This window comes from Quadrisphaera sp. RL12-1S, from assembly GCF_014270065.1.
GTDB lineage: Bacteria > Actinomycetota > Actinomycetes > Actinomycetales > Quadrisphaeraceae > Quadrisphaera.
Map to the genome: position 1 here is coordinate 54,899 of NZ_JACNME010000005.1, position 13,911 is coordinate 68,809.

Sequence of the window (13,911 nt, forward strand, 5' to 3'; positions counted from 1 at the left end):
CCAGGCTAGCCAGCGGCCACCGCGGTGCGGGCGCGCATCCAGCAGGTGAGCTGCTCCGGCGCCAGCGCGCGGCTGTGCAGGTACCCCTGGCTGGCGTCGCAGCCGAGCTCGCGCAGCTGGGCGAGCACGGCGGCGTCCTCCACGCCCTCGGCCACCACGCGCATGCCGAGGCCGTGGGCCAGCTCCACGGTGGTGCGCACCACGGTGCGCCGCGCGGGGTCGTGGCAGACGGCCCCCACGAAGGAGCGGTCCACCTTCACCTCGGTCACGGGCAGCTGCAGCAGCAGCGTCAGGGAGGAGTGGCCGGTGCCGAAGTCGTCCACGCTGATCTCCACGCCCAGCGCGACGAGGTCCTCCAGCACGGCGGCGGCGCCGAGGAGGTCCTCCAGCACGCTGGTCTCGGTGATCTCCAGCACCAGCAGCCGCGGTGGCAGGTCGTGGGCGGCGAGCAGCTCCGCGACGTCGCCCACCAGGGCCAGCTGGACGTCGGCGGCGGTGAGGTTCACCGACACCCGCACCGGGGTCCCGGCGTCGCGCCACGCGGCGGCCTGCGCCACCGCCGTCCGCAGCACCAGGCGGGTCACGTCGGCCAGCACCCCGAGCTCGTGGGCGGCGCCCAGGAAGGTGTCGGGCCCGAGCAGGCCCCGGCGCGGGTGCTCCCAGCGCAGCAGCGCCTCGACCCCCAGCAGGGAGCCGTCGGCCACCGCCAGCTGCGGCTGGTAGTGCAGCAGCAGCTGGTCCCCGGCCAGGGCGGCGCGCAGCTCCTCGGCGGTCTCGATGACCTCCCGCGCGCGCTGGTCGTGGTGCTGGCCGTGCACCACCACGCCGGAGCGGGCGGCCTTGGCGGCGTACATGGCGGTGTCGGCGCGGCGCAGCAGGTCCAGGGCCCGCCCGCGGGCCGGCGCGCTCCCGGCCGGGGCCAGGGCCACGCCGACGCTGCCGGGGGCGTGCACCTCGTGCCCGTCCACCACCGCGGGCCGCTGCAGCGCCGCGTGCACGCCGAGGGCCACCTCCTCGGCCACGCGCGCCGCGGGACCGGTGAGCAGGACGGCGAACTCGTCACCGCCCAGGCGCGCCAGCACGGACCCGGGCACCATCGCGGCGCGCAGGCGGTGGGCCACCTGCCGCAGGAGCTCGTCGCCGGCGTGGTGGCCGAGGCCGTCGTTGACGTGCTTGAAGCGGTCGAGGTCCAGCAGCAGCAGCGCCACGGGCTCGTGCCCGCGCAGGGCCCCCTCGAGGGCGCTGAGCAGGCTGCGCCGGTTGCCCAGGCCGGTGAGGTCGTCGGTGAGGGCGGCCTCGTGGGAGCCCTGCAGGGCGACCAGCTCGCGCACGAGCACGTGCGCCTTCGCGCCCAGCAGGACCAGGGCCGCGGCGGCCATGACGACCGCCACGGCCGGCACGGCCGGCACGGCGCGCAGGTCACCCACCACCAGCACGCCGGTGGCCGCCGTCCCGCCGGCCAGGAGGCTGACGAGGTCCTTGCGCCACGGGGCGGCGTGGCGGTGCACGTGGTGGGGCTCCGGTGCGGCCACCAGCCCCACGAGGACGGCTCCCCACGCCAGCACGAGCGCGGCGGGCAGCCCCGGCCACCCGGGGCGGACCAGCCACAGCAGCGCGGTGGCCGTGGCCAGCGCCCCGGCGGCCAGCGACCAGCTGACGCGGGGGTCGCTGCGCGGCGCGGCCAGGAGCACCGTGGAGACGGCGGTCCCGGCGCCCACCACGCCCAGCGCGAGAGCGGTCAGCAGCAGCGCCCCCGCCTGCTCTCCGGCCCCGGTCGCGCGCTGCAGCCCCGGCAGGACCAGCACCACCAGCGCCGACGAGGCCGCGAGCGTGCTGGCCGCGGCGTCGTGCCACAGGCTGCGCGTGGAGACCGCGAGGTGGGCGCCGAGCAGCCGCACCTGGGCGGCCAGGAGCACCGCCAGCGCCACCGCGGAGCAGCCCAGCGCTGCGGTGTCCGGCAGCCCCGTGGCGCCCGGCGGCAGGACCAGCGCGGGCGAGAGCAGCAGGAGGGCTGCTGCCGCCCAGGCCCTGTCGATCACCCTCGGGTCCTCGGCCCCGGCAGCCGTCTGCTGGAGGGGGGACACCGGGAGATCACCTGGCCGGGGTACCCGCCTCCCCCGCGACGACCAGCCGCTGGACGGCCGTGTTGCTGATCACCAGCTGGTGGCCGGCGTCGCGGACCGCCGCGTCGTGGGCCGGGTGCAGGCCCCACGGCGTGCCGCCCATCCAGGCGGTGGCGGGCGCCGCGCGGCCCCCGGTCCACTCCCGCAGCAGGCGCAGCGGGGCGGCGACCTCGCGCTCGTCGTCGTCCTCCCCGGCGCTCAGGGAGGTCTCGGCGATGCCGTCGTGGGAGGAGGTGTGCGGGAGCACCACGTGCCGCCGCGCGAGGTCGGCGACCTGCTCGCGGGTCATGGCCAGGCGCCGCCCGTCCCGCTCGGAGGGGTCGACGGCGATGAAGTGCGAGCGCGCGAACAGCTCCTGCTGCGCGGGCGGGCACGCGATGAAGCCGGTGCAGACGGGGAACCAGCCCGTCAGGCCCAGCTCGTCGCAGACCTCGGCGGCCACCAGCGCGCTGTTGGCGTAGCCCTCGTAGAAGACGGGGGCGAAGCGGGGCCGCGCGTCCGGCCAGGCGCCGGCCTCGAAGAACGCCGCGAGGTCGGCCCAGCCCACGCCCACCCAGTGCTCGGCGTACCGGGCCAGCTCCGCGCGCAGCCCGTCGCGGCCGTGCTCGGGGGTGTTGTGGTAGTTCACCACCCGCAGCACGCGCCCGGCCGCGAGCGCCTCGCGGTGGCGGCGCCACCCCAGGCGCGCTCCCCCCGCTCCCCCCGCCCACTCCGACGGGGACGACGGGGACGACGACGGGCGCGGCGGCGCGCCGAGGTGGGCCGCCTCGTGGAAGGCGGCGGCGGTGACGAGGGAGGCGATGACCCCGAGGTCGCCGTCGCGCTGGTCGGGGGCGAGCTCGGCGCGCAGCGCGTCGAGGTGGGCCACCAGGGCGGCGTCCGCGGGCGAGGCGGCACGGTCCGGCGCAGCAGAGGCCGCGGCGGGGGCGCCGGTCTCGTCCAGCAGCGCCAGGGCCATGGGGATGCCCTCGCCGGCGAGGTCGCGATCCTGCGAGCGGCGCAGGAGCTCCAGCGCGGTGGACCCGTCGGTGCTCACGCCAGGCCCAGCCGCTGGGGAGCGTGCCGGCGGGGCTCGCGGTAGAGCGGGTAGAGGGAGCCGAGCACCGCGGCGGCGCGCTCGGCGTCCCACCACACAGGACCGCCGAGCCGCTCGGTGGCGGCCGCGGTGAGCCGGACGGGCAGGCGGCCGGGTCCGTCGCTGCGCCGCACCAGCGGGTCCTCGCGGTCCAGCAGGCGGCGCGCCACGCGCTCCCCGATGCGTCCGTACGACAGCGTCTCCACCTCCAGTCCGGGCACCACCACCTTGGCGGAGACCACCTCGGCGCCGTCAGAGGGGCCGGAGGAGACCACGAGCACGTCGAAGCCCTCCAGCCGCTCCAGCAGCAGCTCCAGCAGGTCCGCCGGGCTGCGCTCGCCGGGGCTGGACGCCGCCAGCAGCTCGGGCACCGAGACCGTCCGCGAGCGCCGCGAGAACGCCGGCTCCACGGCGGCGCGCACACCGGCGACGTCGAGGCGGGCCCAGGCGGCGGCCTCGCGCAGGGCGCGCTCCTCCTGCTCCCCCACGGGCCGGCGCTGCTCGCGGGCCCAGTAGTCGGGGCTGAGGCGCTCGACGTCCTCGACCGGACCGAAGGCGAACACGCGGCGGGCGCGGGAGGCGGCGTGCTCCAGCAGGGCCTTGCGGACCGCGAGCGCGGCGTCGGGGTGGGCGGCCTCGCCCACGGCGCCCACCGCCAGCGGCGGGGTGCCGGGCGCCTCGGCGCTGCCGTGGCAGAAGACCACGGGCACCGGGGTGCTCGCGGCCAGCTTGACCACCGGCTCGGTGCCGGCGGCCCGCAGCTGGGCGAGCACGGCGGCGAGGCCGTCGTCGCCGTCGGCCGCCAGCTGGGACGCGAGCGCGTCGACGTCCACCACCTCGCCGGTGTCGAGGGCCTTGAAGCTCACGGTGTCACCGTCGCGCTGGAGCAGCTCGAGCAGGCCGTGGCCGACGGCCCGGACCAGCGCGTCCCGTCCGGCGCCGGCGCCCAGGCCGTTGGAGACCGGGGTGAAGAGCTGGCCCGGGCCCCCCGGAGAGCGCAGGGAGCCGTCGAAGGCGGCGGCGTCGGCGGGCACCAGCACGGTCTCGCCGGTGCGCCAGCGCACGGCCGGCACCCAGTCCAGCTCGGTGTCCGCGGTCACGGACGAGCCGGCGGGCAGCACCAGCTCGAGGGGGTCCACCACGCCGCCCGCGCCGACCTCGGCCAGCAGCTGCGCGTGGGAGGCGCGCCGGGCCGCGGCCAGCAGGCCGCCCAGGCGCGGCGCCAGCGCCACGCGCTCGGCGAGCTCCCCCAGGGCCCCGACCCTGGCCTCCAGCTCGTCGGCGCCGTAGCCGACGCCGTGGGCGTCCGCCCCCGCTCCCGGCGGGTCCCACGCGGTGGCCACCACGGGCACGCCGGTGGTGTCGTAGCCCGTGAGCGACCACTCGGTGAGCTCTCCGCTGGCCCGCAGGGCCGCCGCGTAGGCGGCTGCCGCGGCCGCGAGCCCGGCCGCGAGACCGGCCGCCGGGCTCTCACTTGAGGCCACTGCGGGCCACCCCCTCCACGAAGTAGCGCTGGAAGACGGCGAAGACCAGCAGCATCGGCAGGATGGACAGCAGCGAGACCGCCATGAGGGAGCCGTAGTCGTTGCCGAACTGCTGCTGCAGGAAGCGCAGGCCCAGCGGCAGCGTGAAGGCGTCCGGGTCGGGCAAGACGATGAGCGGCCAGATGAACTCGTTCCAGCGCCACATGAACGTGAAGATCACCAGCACGGCGACCAGGGGCTTGCTCAGCGGCAGCACGATCGAGACGAAGGTGCGCAGCGCGCCGGCGCCGTCCACCCGTGCGGCCTCCAGCAGCTCGTCGGGCAGGGCGTCCATGAACTGCCGCGCCATGAACAGCCCGAACGCCTCCGCCAGGCGCGGCAGGACCACGCCAGTGGGCGTGTTCACCAGGCCCAGGTCGATGACCAGCTGGAACTGCGCCACCATGATCACCTGCACGGGGATCATGAGGGTGCCGACGATGGCCAGGAACAGCGCGTTCTTCAGCGGGAAGTCGAGCTTGGCGAAGGCGTAGCCCGCGGCCAGGTTGATGGTCACCGTCAGCGCCACCGAGATGACGGCGATGGTGGCCGAGTTCAGCGCCCAGCGGGCGAACGGGAACCGCTGCAGGGGCTGGGTGAAGTTCTGCCAGCGCAGCTCGGTGGGCCAGAACGCGGCGTCGGGCCGGGTGAGCGCACCGGGGCTGGACAGCGCCGTCACGAGCATCCAGTACAGCGGGAAGACCACGACGACGGCGAGGAGCACGGCGGCGGTGAGGCGCCAGCCCGTGACCCAGCGCTCGTGGGCCCTCACGCGAGGTCCCTGCGGCGGCCGGCGCGCCACTGCAGCAGCGTGAGCGCCATGACGATGGCGAAGAGCACCACGCCCAGCGCCGCGGCGTAGCCCTGGCGGCGCTGCTGGAAGCCGGTGTCGTAGGCGTAGTTGACCAGGAACGTGGTCGCGTTCTGCGGCCCTCCCCCCGTCATGATCACCACGACGTCGAAGACCTGGAACGACGTGATGACCATGTACACGAGGATGAAGAACGTGGTGGGGCCCAGCAGCGGCCACGTGATGGAGCGCAGCACGCGCCAGCGCCCGGCGCCGTCCAGCTCCGCGGCCTCGTACACCTCGCCGCTGATGCCCTGCAGCCCGGCGAGGTAGACCACCATCGCGAAGCCCAGGCTGGTCCACACCTGCACGGCGATCACCGAGGCCAGCGCCGCGGGACCGTCGGTCTGCCAGCCGACCTCGGGCAGGCCCAGCCCGGACAGGAGCCGGTTGGCCACGCCGAAGTTCTCGTTGAAGATCCAGCGCGCGATGATGCCCGCCGAGACCGCGGAGATGACCACGGGCACGTAGAACAGCGCCCGCAGCAGCCCCCGGCCGGGCAGGTGGCGGTTGAGCAGCAGCGCCAGGCCCAGCCCCCCGAGCACGCTCAGCGGCACGCTGACCACCGTGAAGACGGCGGTGTTGGTCAGCGCCCGCCAGAACAGCGGGTCCGAGCCGATCTGCACGAAGTTGTCCAGGCCCTGGAAGCGCGGCTTCCCGAAGCCGGTGTACCGGGTCAGCGAGTAGTACGCGGTCATGCCCAGCGGCACGAACATGAACACCGCGAACACCGCCAGGGCGGGGGCGGCCAGCACCAGCCCGGCGAGGGCCTCCCCGCGCCGGCGGGTGCGGCGCACCGGCCGGGGGGCGTCCCGCAGGGCGGCGGCCGAGCCGACGAGCGCCACGCCTCAGCCCTGCTGCTGCAGCGCCTGCTCGATCGCCTTCTGGAGGTCCTCGAGGGTGGCGTCGACGTCGGCCTTCCCCGCGAAGGCGCCCTCCAGCTGCTGCTGCAGCGCCTGGTTGACCTGGGTGAACACCGGGGAGGTGCTGGCGGCCACGAGGCTGGCGGGGATGGTCGTGGCCTGCTGCACGAACACCGGCATGAGGTCCGGGCGCACGGCGTAGGTGAGGTCGGTGACGTCACTGCGGGTGGGCAGCACGGTGGTGGCCTCGCAGAAGCTCTTCATGTTCTCCGCGTTCGCCAGGAACGCCGCGAACTTCGCGGCGGCCTCCGCGTTCGGCCCGTCGGTCACCACCACGGCGTTGCCGCCGAGGTCGGTGGCGGCGGCGGTGTCGCGGGGCATGAAGGTCGCGCCCCACTCGAACCCCGTGGCGGTGGAGACCAGCGACGGCAGGTTGAAGTCGCCGGTGGCGATGGACAGCGGCTGCCCGGTGGGGAACGTCTCGTCGGGGTAGTTGGCCGCCTGCACGAGGAAGGTCGGGTCGTGCAGACCGGAGGTGTACAGCCCCTGCGTGTAGGTGAGGGCCTTCTTGCCGGCGTCGGAGGCGATGGTCACGGTCTTGAGGTCGTCGGAGAAGACCGAGCCGCCGGCCTGCGCGAGGAAGCTCAGCCAGCGGTAGGCGCCGGCGGCCTGCCAGTTGATCGCCACCGGGTACTTCCCGCCGCTGGCGCCCTTGACCTCGGTGAGCGCCTGCGTGAACTGGTCCCAGGTCCACGCCTGGTCCAGGGCGGTGGGCGCCGTCACGCCGGCCTGGGCGAACGCCGGGGCGTTGTAGACGATCGCGGAGCAGTCCGTGTGGTGCGGGACGCCGACGGGCTTGCCGTCCGGGTCCTGCACGGCCTTCCACAGCGCCGGCGTGAACGCGTCGGAGTAGCCCGACGGCAGCGCGCTGGAGATGTCGGCCAGCACCCCGAGCGTGGTGTAGCGGCCGATGTCGATGTAGGAGACGCGGAACAGGTCCGGCGGGTCCTGGGCCTGGATCCGGGAGTCCACCGACGGCAGCACGTCGGCGTAGGGCAGCTGGTTGAGGGTCACCTTGGTCCCCTCGGACGCCTCGAACGCCGCGGCGACCTTCTGGAACGCGGCGATCTCCTGGTCACCGCCCCACAGCGTGAACGTCAGGCCGCCGCCGGAGGAGCTGCCCCCCGAGCCCTGCCCGGAGGAGCTGGAGCAGCCGGCCAGGGAGCCGGCGCCGAGAGCGGCCGCTCCACCGGCGCCGAGGGCGCCGAGGAACTGCCGGCGGGACCACGGGGAGCGCTGCACGGGGGCCTCCGGGGAGTTCGACGCTGCTCGGCGGAGGTCCGCCGGACGCCCCTTGCTACGGCCCTTCGTCCCTGGACGCACGCTGAGACGGCCCTCGTCACCGCATCGTGACCCACCGCACAGATCATCCGGCCCGCGGGGTCTCCCCCTCGGGGGGCCTGCGGCGGCCTCAGGAGAACAGGCGGGACGCGCGGCGCGCGAGGTCCGCGCGGGCCGCGCGCAGGTCCAGTCCCACCGGCTCGCCGTCGACGACGACGCGCCGACCGCCCACCAGCAGGTGCCGCACCGACCTGTCGGGCCCGAGGACGAGCCCGGCCAGCGGGTCCGGGGTGTCGAGGAGGTCCTCCCCGGGCCATACGGCCACGTCGGCGCGCCTCCCCACCGCGAGCTCCCCCACGTCGTCGCGGCCCAGGCAGGCGGCGCCGCCGCGGGTGGCCACGTCGAGGACGTCGGCGGCGGTCAGCTCGGTGGGGTCCAGGCGGCGCAGCCGGGCGGCGTAGAGAGCCTGGCGCAGCTCCCCGAACAGCGAGCCCGGCTCGCTGGAGGCGGAGCCGTCCACGCCGAGCCCGACGGGGGCGCCGGCGCGGCGCAGGTCGGCCACGCGGCACGTGCCGGCGCCGAGGCGGGCGTTGGAGCTGGGGCAGTGGGCGACGCCGGTGCCGGCGGCCCCGAGGCGCTCGACCTCGTCGTCGTCGAAGTGGATGCCGTGCGCCAGCCAGACGTCGTCGCCGAGCCAGCCCCAGTCCTCCAGGAGGTCCAGCGGCCGCTTCCCGAAGCGGGCGAGGGCGTCGCGCTCCTCGTCGAGGGTCTCCGCGAGGTGGGTGTGCAGGGCGAGCCCGTGGCGGCGGGCCAGCTCGGCGGAGGAGCGCATGAGCTGCGGCGTCACCGAGAACGGCGAGCAGGGCGCCACGGTGACCGTGACGTCGACGCCGTCGTGGTGGGCGGCCACCACCCGCTCGGTGCTGGCGAGGATCGCGTCGAGGTCCTCCACGACGGCGTCCGGCGGCAGACCGCCGGAGCTCTCGCCCAGGTCCATCGAGCCCCGCGCCAGGTGCAGCCGCACGCCCACCCGCCGCGCGGCGACCACGAGCCTGTCGAAGACCGAGTCGTCGCCGCGCGGCACGAGGTAGTGGTGGTCGGCGGCGGTGGTGCAGCCCGACAGCGCCAGCTCCGCCAGGGCCACGGTCGCGGCGGCCTCGACGTCGTCGGCGTCCAGCCGCGCCCACACCGGGTACAGGGTGGTGAGCCAGCCGAACAGCGTGGAGTCGGCGGCCCAGCCGCGGGTGATGCGCTGGTAGAGGTGGTGGTGGGTGTTGACCAGGCCGGCGGTGAGCAGGTCGCCGTCCACCCGGAGCACCTCGTCGCCGGGCAGCGCCGGCACCGTCGACGGGTCCCCGACGGCGGTGACCCAGCCGTCCTCGACGGCGACGTCCCCGGGCCAGCGGGCCCCCCGCAGCACCAGCCTCGTCACGTCGCCACCGCTCCCCTCACAGCGCTGTCTCCTCCCAGCGGCGCGCGGCGCCGGCCAGCGCGTCGTCGTCGAGCTCTCCCCACAGCCGCAGGCGCGACATGCCGCCGTCGGGGTGGGCCTCCAGCCGCACGTGCGTCACGGCGCGCCCGCGGGCAGCGGCGTCCACGGCGATGACGTGGCGGGTGTCCGGCTGCGGGCGCAGGTCGAGCAGCACCGGCCACCCCGACGGGTCGCCCCCGCCGTCCGCCCCCGCCGACCGCAGGTCGGCCCCGCGCAGCACCACGCGGCCGGGGGCGTTGCCCACGAAGCACGTCGTGTCGACCTCCACGCGGCGCAGGCGCCCGGCGCCGGCCAGCTGCAGGTCCACCCAGTCGTTCCCGCCGTCGCGGCGGCGGGCGTTCTCCCAGCCGTCGGCCATGGTCGCGGCCCGCCCGGGGGCCAGCAGGTGGTCGGCCGAGCCGTAGAACTCGTTCGAGGAGCCCAGCACCCGGCCGCCGTTCTCGGTGGCCGCCAGGTCGACGGTGCCGGTGAGCAGCGCCGGGTCGGGCACGGGCCGGCCCAGCACGCGCAGCCGGGCCACGCCGCCGTCGGGGTGGATGGTGAGGCGCACGTGGGAGACCCGACGCCCCGCCAGCTCCGGGGACGTCTCGGCGGACACGGGCAGGGACGTCACCGCGTCGCCGGTGAGCGGGGTGCGCGGGGCGAGCGGGCGCCACACGTGCTCGGGCAGCTGCCACACGTCGTTGGGGCCGGGGAAGCCGTCCAGCCACGCCCCGTGCACGGTGGCCGCGGAGGGGAAGTTGCCCCTGAACCAGGCGGTGTCGACGTCGACGCGCTCGACCACGCCGGGCGCGGCCAGGCGCACCACCACCCAGTCGTCTCCGACGGTGCGGCGGCGGCGGGTCTCCCAGCCGTCGTAGACCTTGCCCTTGGCGTCGTAGGCGTCGGCGTCGTACCGCGCCGGGTGGGGCAGCAGGAGGTTGGACGCGTCGGCGTAGAACTGGTCGTTGCACGCCACGACCACCCCACCGAGGACGCGGCTGGCCAGGTCGACGAGGGATCCGCTCACGCCGGGTCATCCTGGCGCAGGGCGTGCAGGAGCCGGCCGGCCGGGGCCCCGCCCCCAGACGGCTCCACGCGCCGGCCGCGCAGCCACGTCGACCTCACCACCCCGCGCAGCCGGCGCCCCGCGTACGGCGTCACCTTGTTCTTGAACGCGAGCATCCCCGGCTCCACCAGCAGCTCCTCCTCCGGCGCCAGCACCGCGAGGTCTGCGTCGGCGCCGACCACCAGCGAGCCCTTGCGCCCGGCCAGGCCCACCCGGGCCGCGGGCCGGGTGGCCATCCACCCGACCACGCGCTCCAGGGGCACGCCCCGCTCGCGGGCGGCGGTCCACACCACCGGCAGGCCCAGCTGAACGCTGGCGATCCCGCCCCACGCGGCGAGGAAGTCCCCGCTGCCGCCGTCCTCCTCGCGCAGCTTGAGGTCGGGCGTGCACGGGGAGTGGTCGGAGACCACCGAGTCGAGCACCCCGGCCTCGAGCGCCGCCCACAGCGCGTCCTGCGTGCCCGCCGAGCGCACCGGAGGGCAGCACTTGAACTGCGTGGCGCCGTCGGGCACGGCCGCGGCGTCCAGGGTGAGGTAGTGCGGGCAGGTCTCCGCCGTCACCGCCAGCCCCTCGGCGCGCGCGGCGGCGACCAGCGGCAGCGCCGACGCCGACGCGAGGTGCACCACGTGGACCGCCCCGCCCACCTCGCGCGCCGCGGCGACGACGTCCGCGACGGCCGAGTCCTCAGCGGCCGCGGGGCGCGAGCCGAGGAAGAGCGCGAACGAGCGCGGGTCGGCGCCCTCGGCCACCTGCCGGGCGACGTCGGCGGCGGCCTCGTCCAACACCTGAGGGTCCTCGGCGTGCACGAGCAGCCGCGACCCGAGCCGCGCCAGCTCGGCCAGCCCCTCGCGCAGCTGGGCGGGGCTGACGTGCTCGAACTCCTCCACGCCCGACGGCGTGGTGAAGCACTTGGCGCCGAACACCCCGCCCGCCACGAGCCCCGCGAGCTCACCGGTGTTCCCCGGCACCACCCCGCCCCAGAAGCCGACGTCGACGTGCACCGCCCCGCGCGCGGCGTCGCGCTTGACGGCCAGCGCGTCCACCGTCGTCGTCGCCGGGACCGAGTTCAGCGGCATGTCGACCACGGTGGTGACCCCGCCGAGGGCCGCGGCGCGCGTGGCGGTGTCGAAGCCCTCCCAGGCCGTGCGGCCGGGCTCGTTGACGTGCACGTGCGTGTCGACCAGGCCCGGGAGCAGCACCTCGTCGTCGGCGAGCTCCAGCACCTCCCGCGCCGCCGGCAGGTCACCGCGGTCCTGCAGGGGGACGACGACGGCGATGCGCCCGTCCCGCACGCCCAGTGCCACCGCTGCCGTCCCCCCGGGCAGCACGGCGCGCTCCGCGAGCACCACCAGGTCCATCACGCGATCCTCCGGCTCGACAGCGCCCGCAGCGCCGCCTCGTCCAGGCCCACCCGCTGCGCGCTGGTGGCCAGCTCCTGCGCTCCCACCGCGTCGGCGCGCACCAGCAGCCGGGCCATCGCCTGCGCGGTGGCGGGCTCGTCGGCCACGCCCGCGGCGGCGTCGTCCCCGGCGGCGGCGCGGGCCGAGGTCGCGGCCACCCACGCGGCGAGCCGGCGCTCGGCCTCCGGCAGCCCCGCGCGGGCGTGCACGAGGTTGGCCAGGTGGCGCGTGACGAGGTGGCCGGGGTGCAGGTCCCAGCCCTGCGCCAGCCCGCGCTCCAGCGCGCGGGTCACCAGGCGCGCGTGCAGCGCCCACGCCGCGTGCACCTGCGCGGTGTCGGAGCCGTCGGCGCCACCGGTGGGCAGCACGTTGGTGGACCCGTCGCTGACCGCCACGCCCGTGCCCGCGGCGGCCAGCTGCAGCACGGCCTTGGCGTGGTCGGCCAGGGGGTGCTCCAGGCTCTGCTGCGCCGGGGGGACGCCGCAGGCGGCGGAGAAGTCGTAGGTGCCGTAGTGCAGGCCGGTCAGGCGGCCTCGGGCCGCCTCGCGGCACCGGGCCACGGCCGCGCGCCCGTCCGGGGAGACCACCAGCGCCGGCACCTCCACCTGCACCTCCACGGCCACCCAGCCGCGCTGCAGGCCGTGGGCGTCCTCGAGGGCGTCCAGCACGTCGGCCAGCGCGGCCACCTGCGCGGGGTCGCTGACCTTGGCGAGGGTCACCACGAGGCGCTCGGGCAGAGCGCCCAGCTCCACCTCGGGGGCGTCCGCGCCGCGCTCGGCGGTGGCCGCCAGCGCGGCCAGCACGCGCGCCAGCGTGCGCACCGCGCGCCGCCGCGTGCCCGCCTCGAAGGACCTCACCCGCACCCCCGCGGTGGCGGGCGCCACCTGGCCGCGCACCCGGCGTCCGGCGGTCCGGGCCAGGGCCGCGCCCGCGGCGTCGGCGTGGCGGTCCTCCTCGGCGTCGCCGCGGCGCCCGGGCTGCTCCCCCGGCAGGCCGTAGCCGTCCTCCAGGTCCAGGCGCAGGTCGGCCACCGGGCGCGTGCGGAGCAGCTCCAGCAGCCGCTCGCGCACGTCGTCGTCGACCTCCAGGCCGGTCGCCGCGGCCAGCGCCGGAGCGTCCGGGGCGTGGCGGGCCAGCAGGCCCAGGGCGCGACGGCCCCACTCCTGCGCCGTGCCGTCGTCCCCGGCGTCGGCCGGGACGTACACGGTGTGCACTGGCTGCGGCACTGGCTGCTGACCGCTGAGCACCGGCTGCTGGCCGCCCGGCACCGGCTCCGCCGAGAGCGCGGCGTCGACGTCGGCCAGCTGGTCGTCGAGGCGGCGCGCGAGCGCGTCGAGGTCGAGGCTCACCGGCGGGTGATCGTCCCCTCGATGAGGCCGTAGGGCCTGTCGTCGGCGTGGTAGACGGCGTCGGGGTTGTCCAGGCCGAAGCGCGAGAGGTCCTGCAGGAAGTGGTGCTTGTTGGGCAGCGACAGCCGCACCTCGGCCAGCTCGGGACGGGCGTCCAGGACGGCGGTGCCCATGGCGTGCAGGGTCTGCTGCAGCGCCAGGGAGCGGTGCCCGGCGAAGGCCTCCAGCAGCGCCGCCAGCGCGCCGGCCTTGACGGCCGCGTGGTCGGCGCCGTCCGCGGCGCCCTCGGCGTACCGCCAGCGGGCGGTGACCTGGGTGGCGAGGATCCGCTCGTGGGTCTCGGCGAGCGTGGTGAAGCGCTCCCGCAGGAAGCCGTGGTACTCCGAGTCCGTGGTCTTGAGCACCACCAGCTCGTCGACGCCGCCGGACAGCTGCGGCTGCCCGCCGCGCGGGAGCTCCAGCTCGGCGACCACCACGTGCGAGCCGGCGCGCGAGAACGCGTGCCCCCCGCCGCCGAGCGCCGTCCACGGGAACTGCTCGACCACCACGCGTGCCACGTCGGCGTGCGGGCTGGCAGCCAGCAGCTGGCGGGCCAGCGCCAGCGCGAACTCCTCCGGCTCCCCCACCCCGGTCTCCCGGGCCAGCCCGAAGACGGTGTTCTTCTGCGCGTCGGTGGTGAGCACGCGCGCGTTGTCGCCGTCGGTGTAGGCCGGGCCGAAGTCGCCGCGCAGCGCGGTGGTGACGTTGAGGTCGCGGACCGCGTGCAGGGGGCCGGAGCGGTCCACGTGCACCACGCGGACCTCGGCCTTGCCGTACTGGTTCCAGGTGAGGTCGTAGCTCATCGAGG

The 13,911-nt window shown here is 76.4% G+C and carries 11 protein-coding genes; all 11 read right to left on the reverse strand.

Going from position 1 to position 13,911, the window contains the following annotated elements; all coding sequences use genetic code 11:
* Window positions 1-5: 5 nt before the first annotated feature.
* The 11 genes from H7K62_RS11160 to pucL all read right to left on the reverse strand — a co-directional run bounded on the left by H7K62_RS11160 (window position 6) and on the right by pucL (window position 13,906).
* Window positions 6-2,039, reverse strand: a complete 2,034-nt coding sequence (locus H7K62_RS11160) for a putative bifunctional diguanylate cyclase/phosphodiesterase (protein ID WP_186718130.1) — start codon at window positions 2,037-2,039, stop codon at window positions 6-8.
* 52 nt (window positions 2,040-2,091) lie between these two features.
* On the reverse strand, window positions 2,092-3,159 hold the full coding sequence (locus H7K62_RS11165) for a polysaccharide deacetylase family protein (protein ID WP_186718132.1): 1,068 nt from the start codon (window positions 3,157-3,159) through the stop codon (window positions 2,092-2,094).
* On the reverse strand, window positions 3,156-4,682 hold the full coding sequence (locus H7K62_RS11170) for a YcaO-like family protein (protein WP_186718134.1): 1,527 nt from the start codon (window positions 4,680-4,682) through the stop codon (window positions 3,156-3,158). The genes H7K62_RS11165 and H7K62_RS11170 overlap by 4 nt, the downstream gene beginning before the upstream one ends.
* Entirely contained in the window at window positions 4,669-5,493 is an 825-nt protein-coding gene (locus H7K62_RS11175; protein ID WP_222437466.1) for a carbohydrate ABC transporter permease, read from the reverse strand. The genes H7K62_RS11170 and H7K62_RS11175 overlap by 14 nt, the downstream gene beginning before the upstream one ends.
* Window positions 5,490-6,416, reverse strand: a complete 927-nt coding sequence (locus H7K62_RS11180) for a carbohydrate ABC transporter permease (RefSeq protein ID WP_222437467.1) — start codon at window positions 6,414-6,416, stop codon at window positions 5,490-5,492. The genes H7K62_RS11175 and H7K62_RS11180 overlap by 4 nt, the downstream gene beginning before the upstream one ends.
* Window positions 6,417-6,419: 3 nt before the next feature.
* Window positions 6,420-7,736 carry an extracellular solute-binding protein gene (locus H7K62_RS11185; RefSeq protein WP_186718625.1) on the reverse strand — a complete coding sequence of 439 codons (1,317 nt, stop codon included), beginning with the start codon at window positions 7,734-7,736 and terminating at the stop codon, window positions 6,420-6,422.
* A 169-nt stretch (window positions 7,737-7,905) separates the two neighbouring features.
* On the reverse strand, window positions 7,906-9,207 hold the full coding sequence (locus tag H7K62_RS11190) for an 8-oxoguanine deaminase (RefSeq protein WP_186718136.1): 1,302 nt from the start codon (window positions 9,205-9,207) through the stop codon (window positions 7,906-7,908).
* Between the two features lie 16 nt (window positions 9,208-9,223).
* Window positions 9,224-10,276 carry an allantoicase gene (gene alc / locus H7K62_RS11195; RefSeq protein ID WP_186718138.1) on the reverse strand — a complete coding sequence of 351 codons (1,053 nt, stop codon included), beginning with the start codon at window positions 10,274-10,276 and terminating at the stop codon, window positions 9,224-9,226.
* Window positions 10,273-11,673 (reverse strand): allantoinase AllB, encoded by a 1,401-nt coding sequence (gene allB / locus H7K62_RS11200; protein WP_186718140.1) that lies wholly within the window; start codon window positions 11,671-11,673, stop codon window positions 10,273-10,275. The genes alc and allB overlap by 4 nt, the downstream gene beginning before the upstream one ends.
* Entirely contained in the window at window positions 11,673-13,064 is a 1,392-nt protein-coding gene (locus H7K62_RS11205; protein WP_186718142.1) for a DUF6986 family protein, read from the reverse strand. The genes allB and H7K62_RS11205 overlap by 1 nt, the downstream gene beginning before the upstream one ends.
* Window positions 13,061-13,906: a factor-independent urate hydroxylase gene (gene pucL, locus H7K62_RS11210; protein WP_186718144.1), complete on the reverse strand. Its 846-nt coding sequence runs from the start codon at window positions 13,904-13,906 to the stop codon at window positions 13,061-13,063. The genes H7K62_RS11205 and pucL overlap by 4 nt, the downstream gene beginning before the upstream one ends.
* Between the last annotated feature and the right edge of the window lie 5 nt (window positions 13,907-13,911).

What these genes read in the sequence shown, in the direction of transcription:
- pucL (WP_186718144.1), bottom strand. Translation starts at nt 13,906, where the DNA reads ATGAGCTACGACCTCACCTGGAACCAGTACGGCAAGGCCGAGGTCCGC.
- allB (WP_186718140.1), bottom strand. Translation starts at nt 11,673, where the DNA reads ATGGACCTGGTGGTGCTCGCGGAGCGCGCCGTGCTGCCCGGGGGGACG.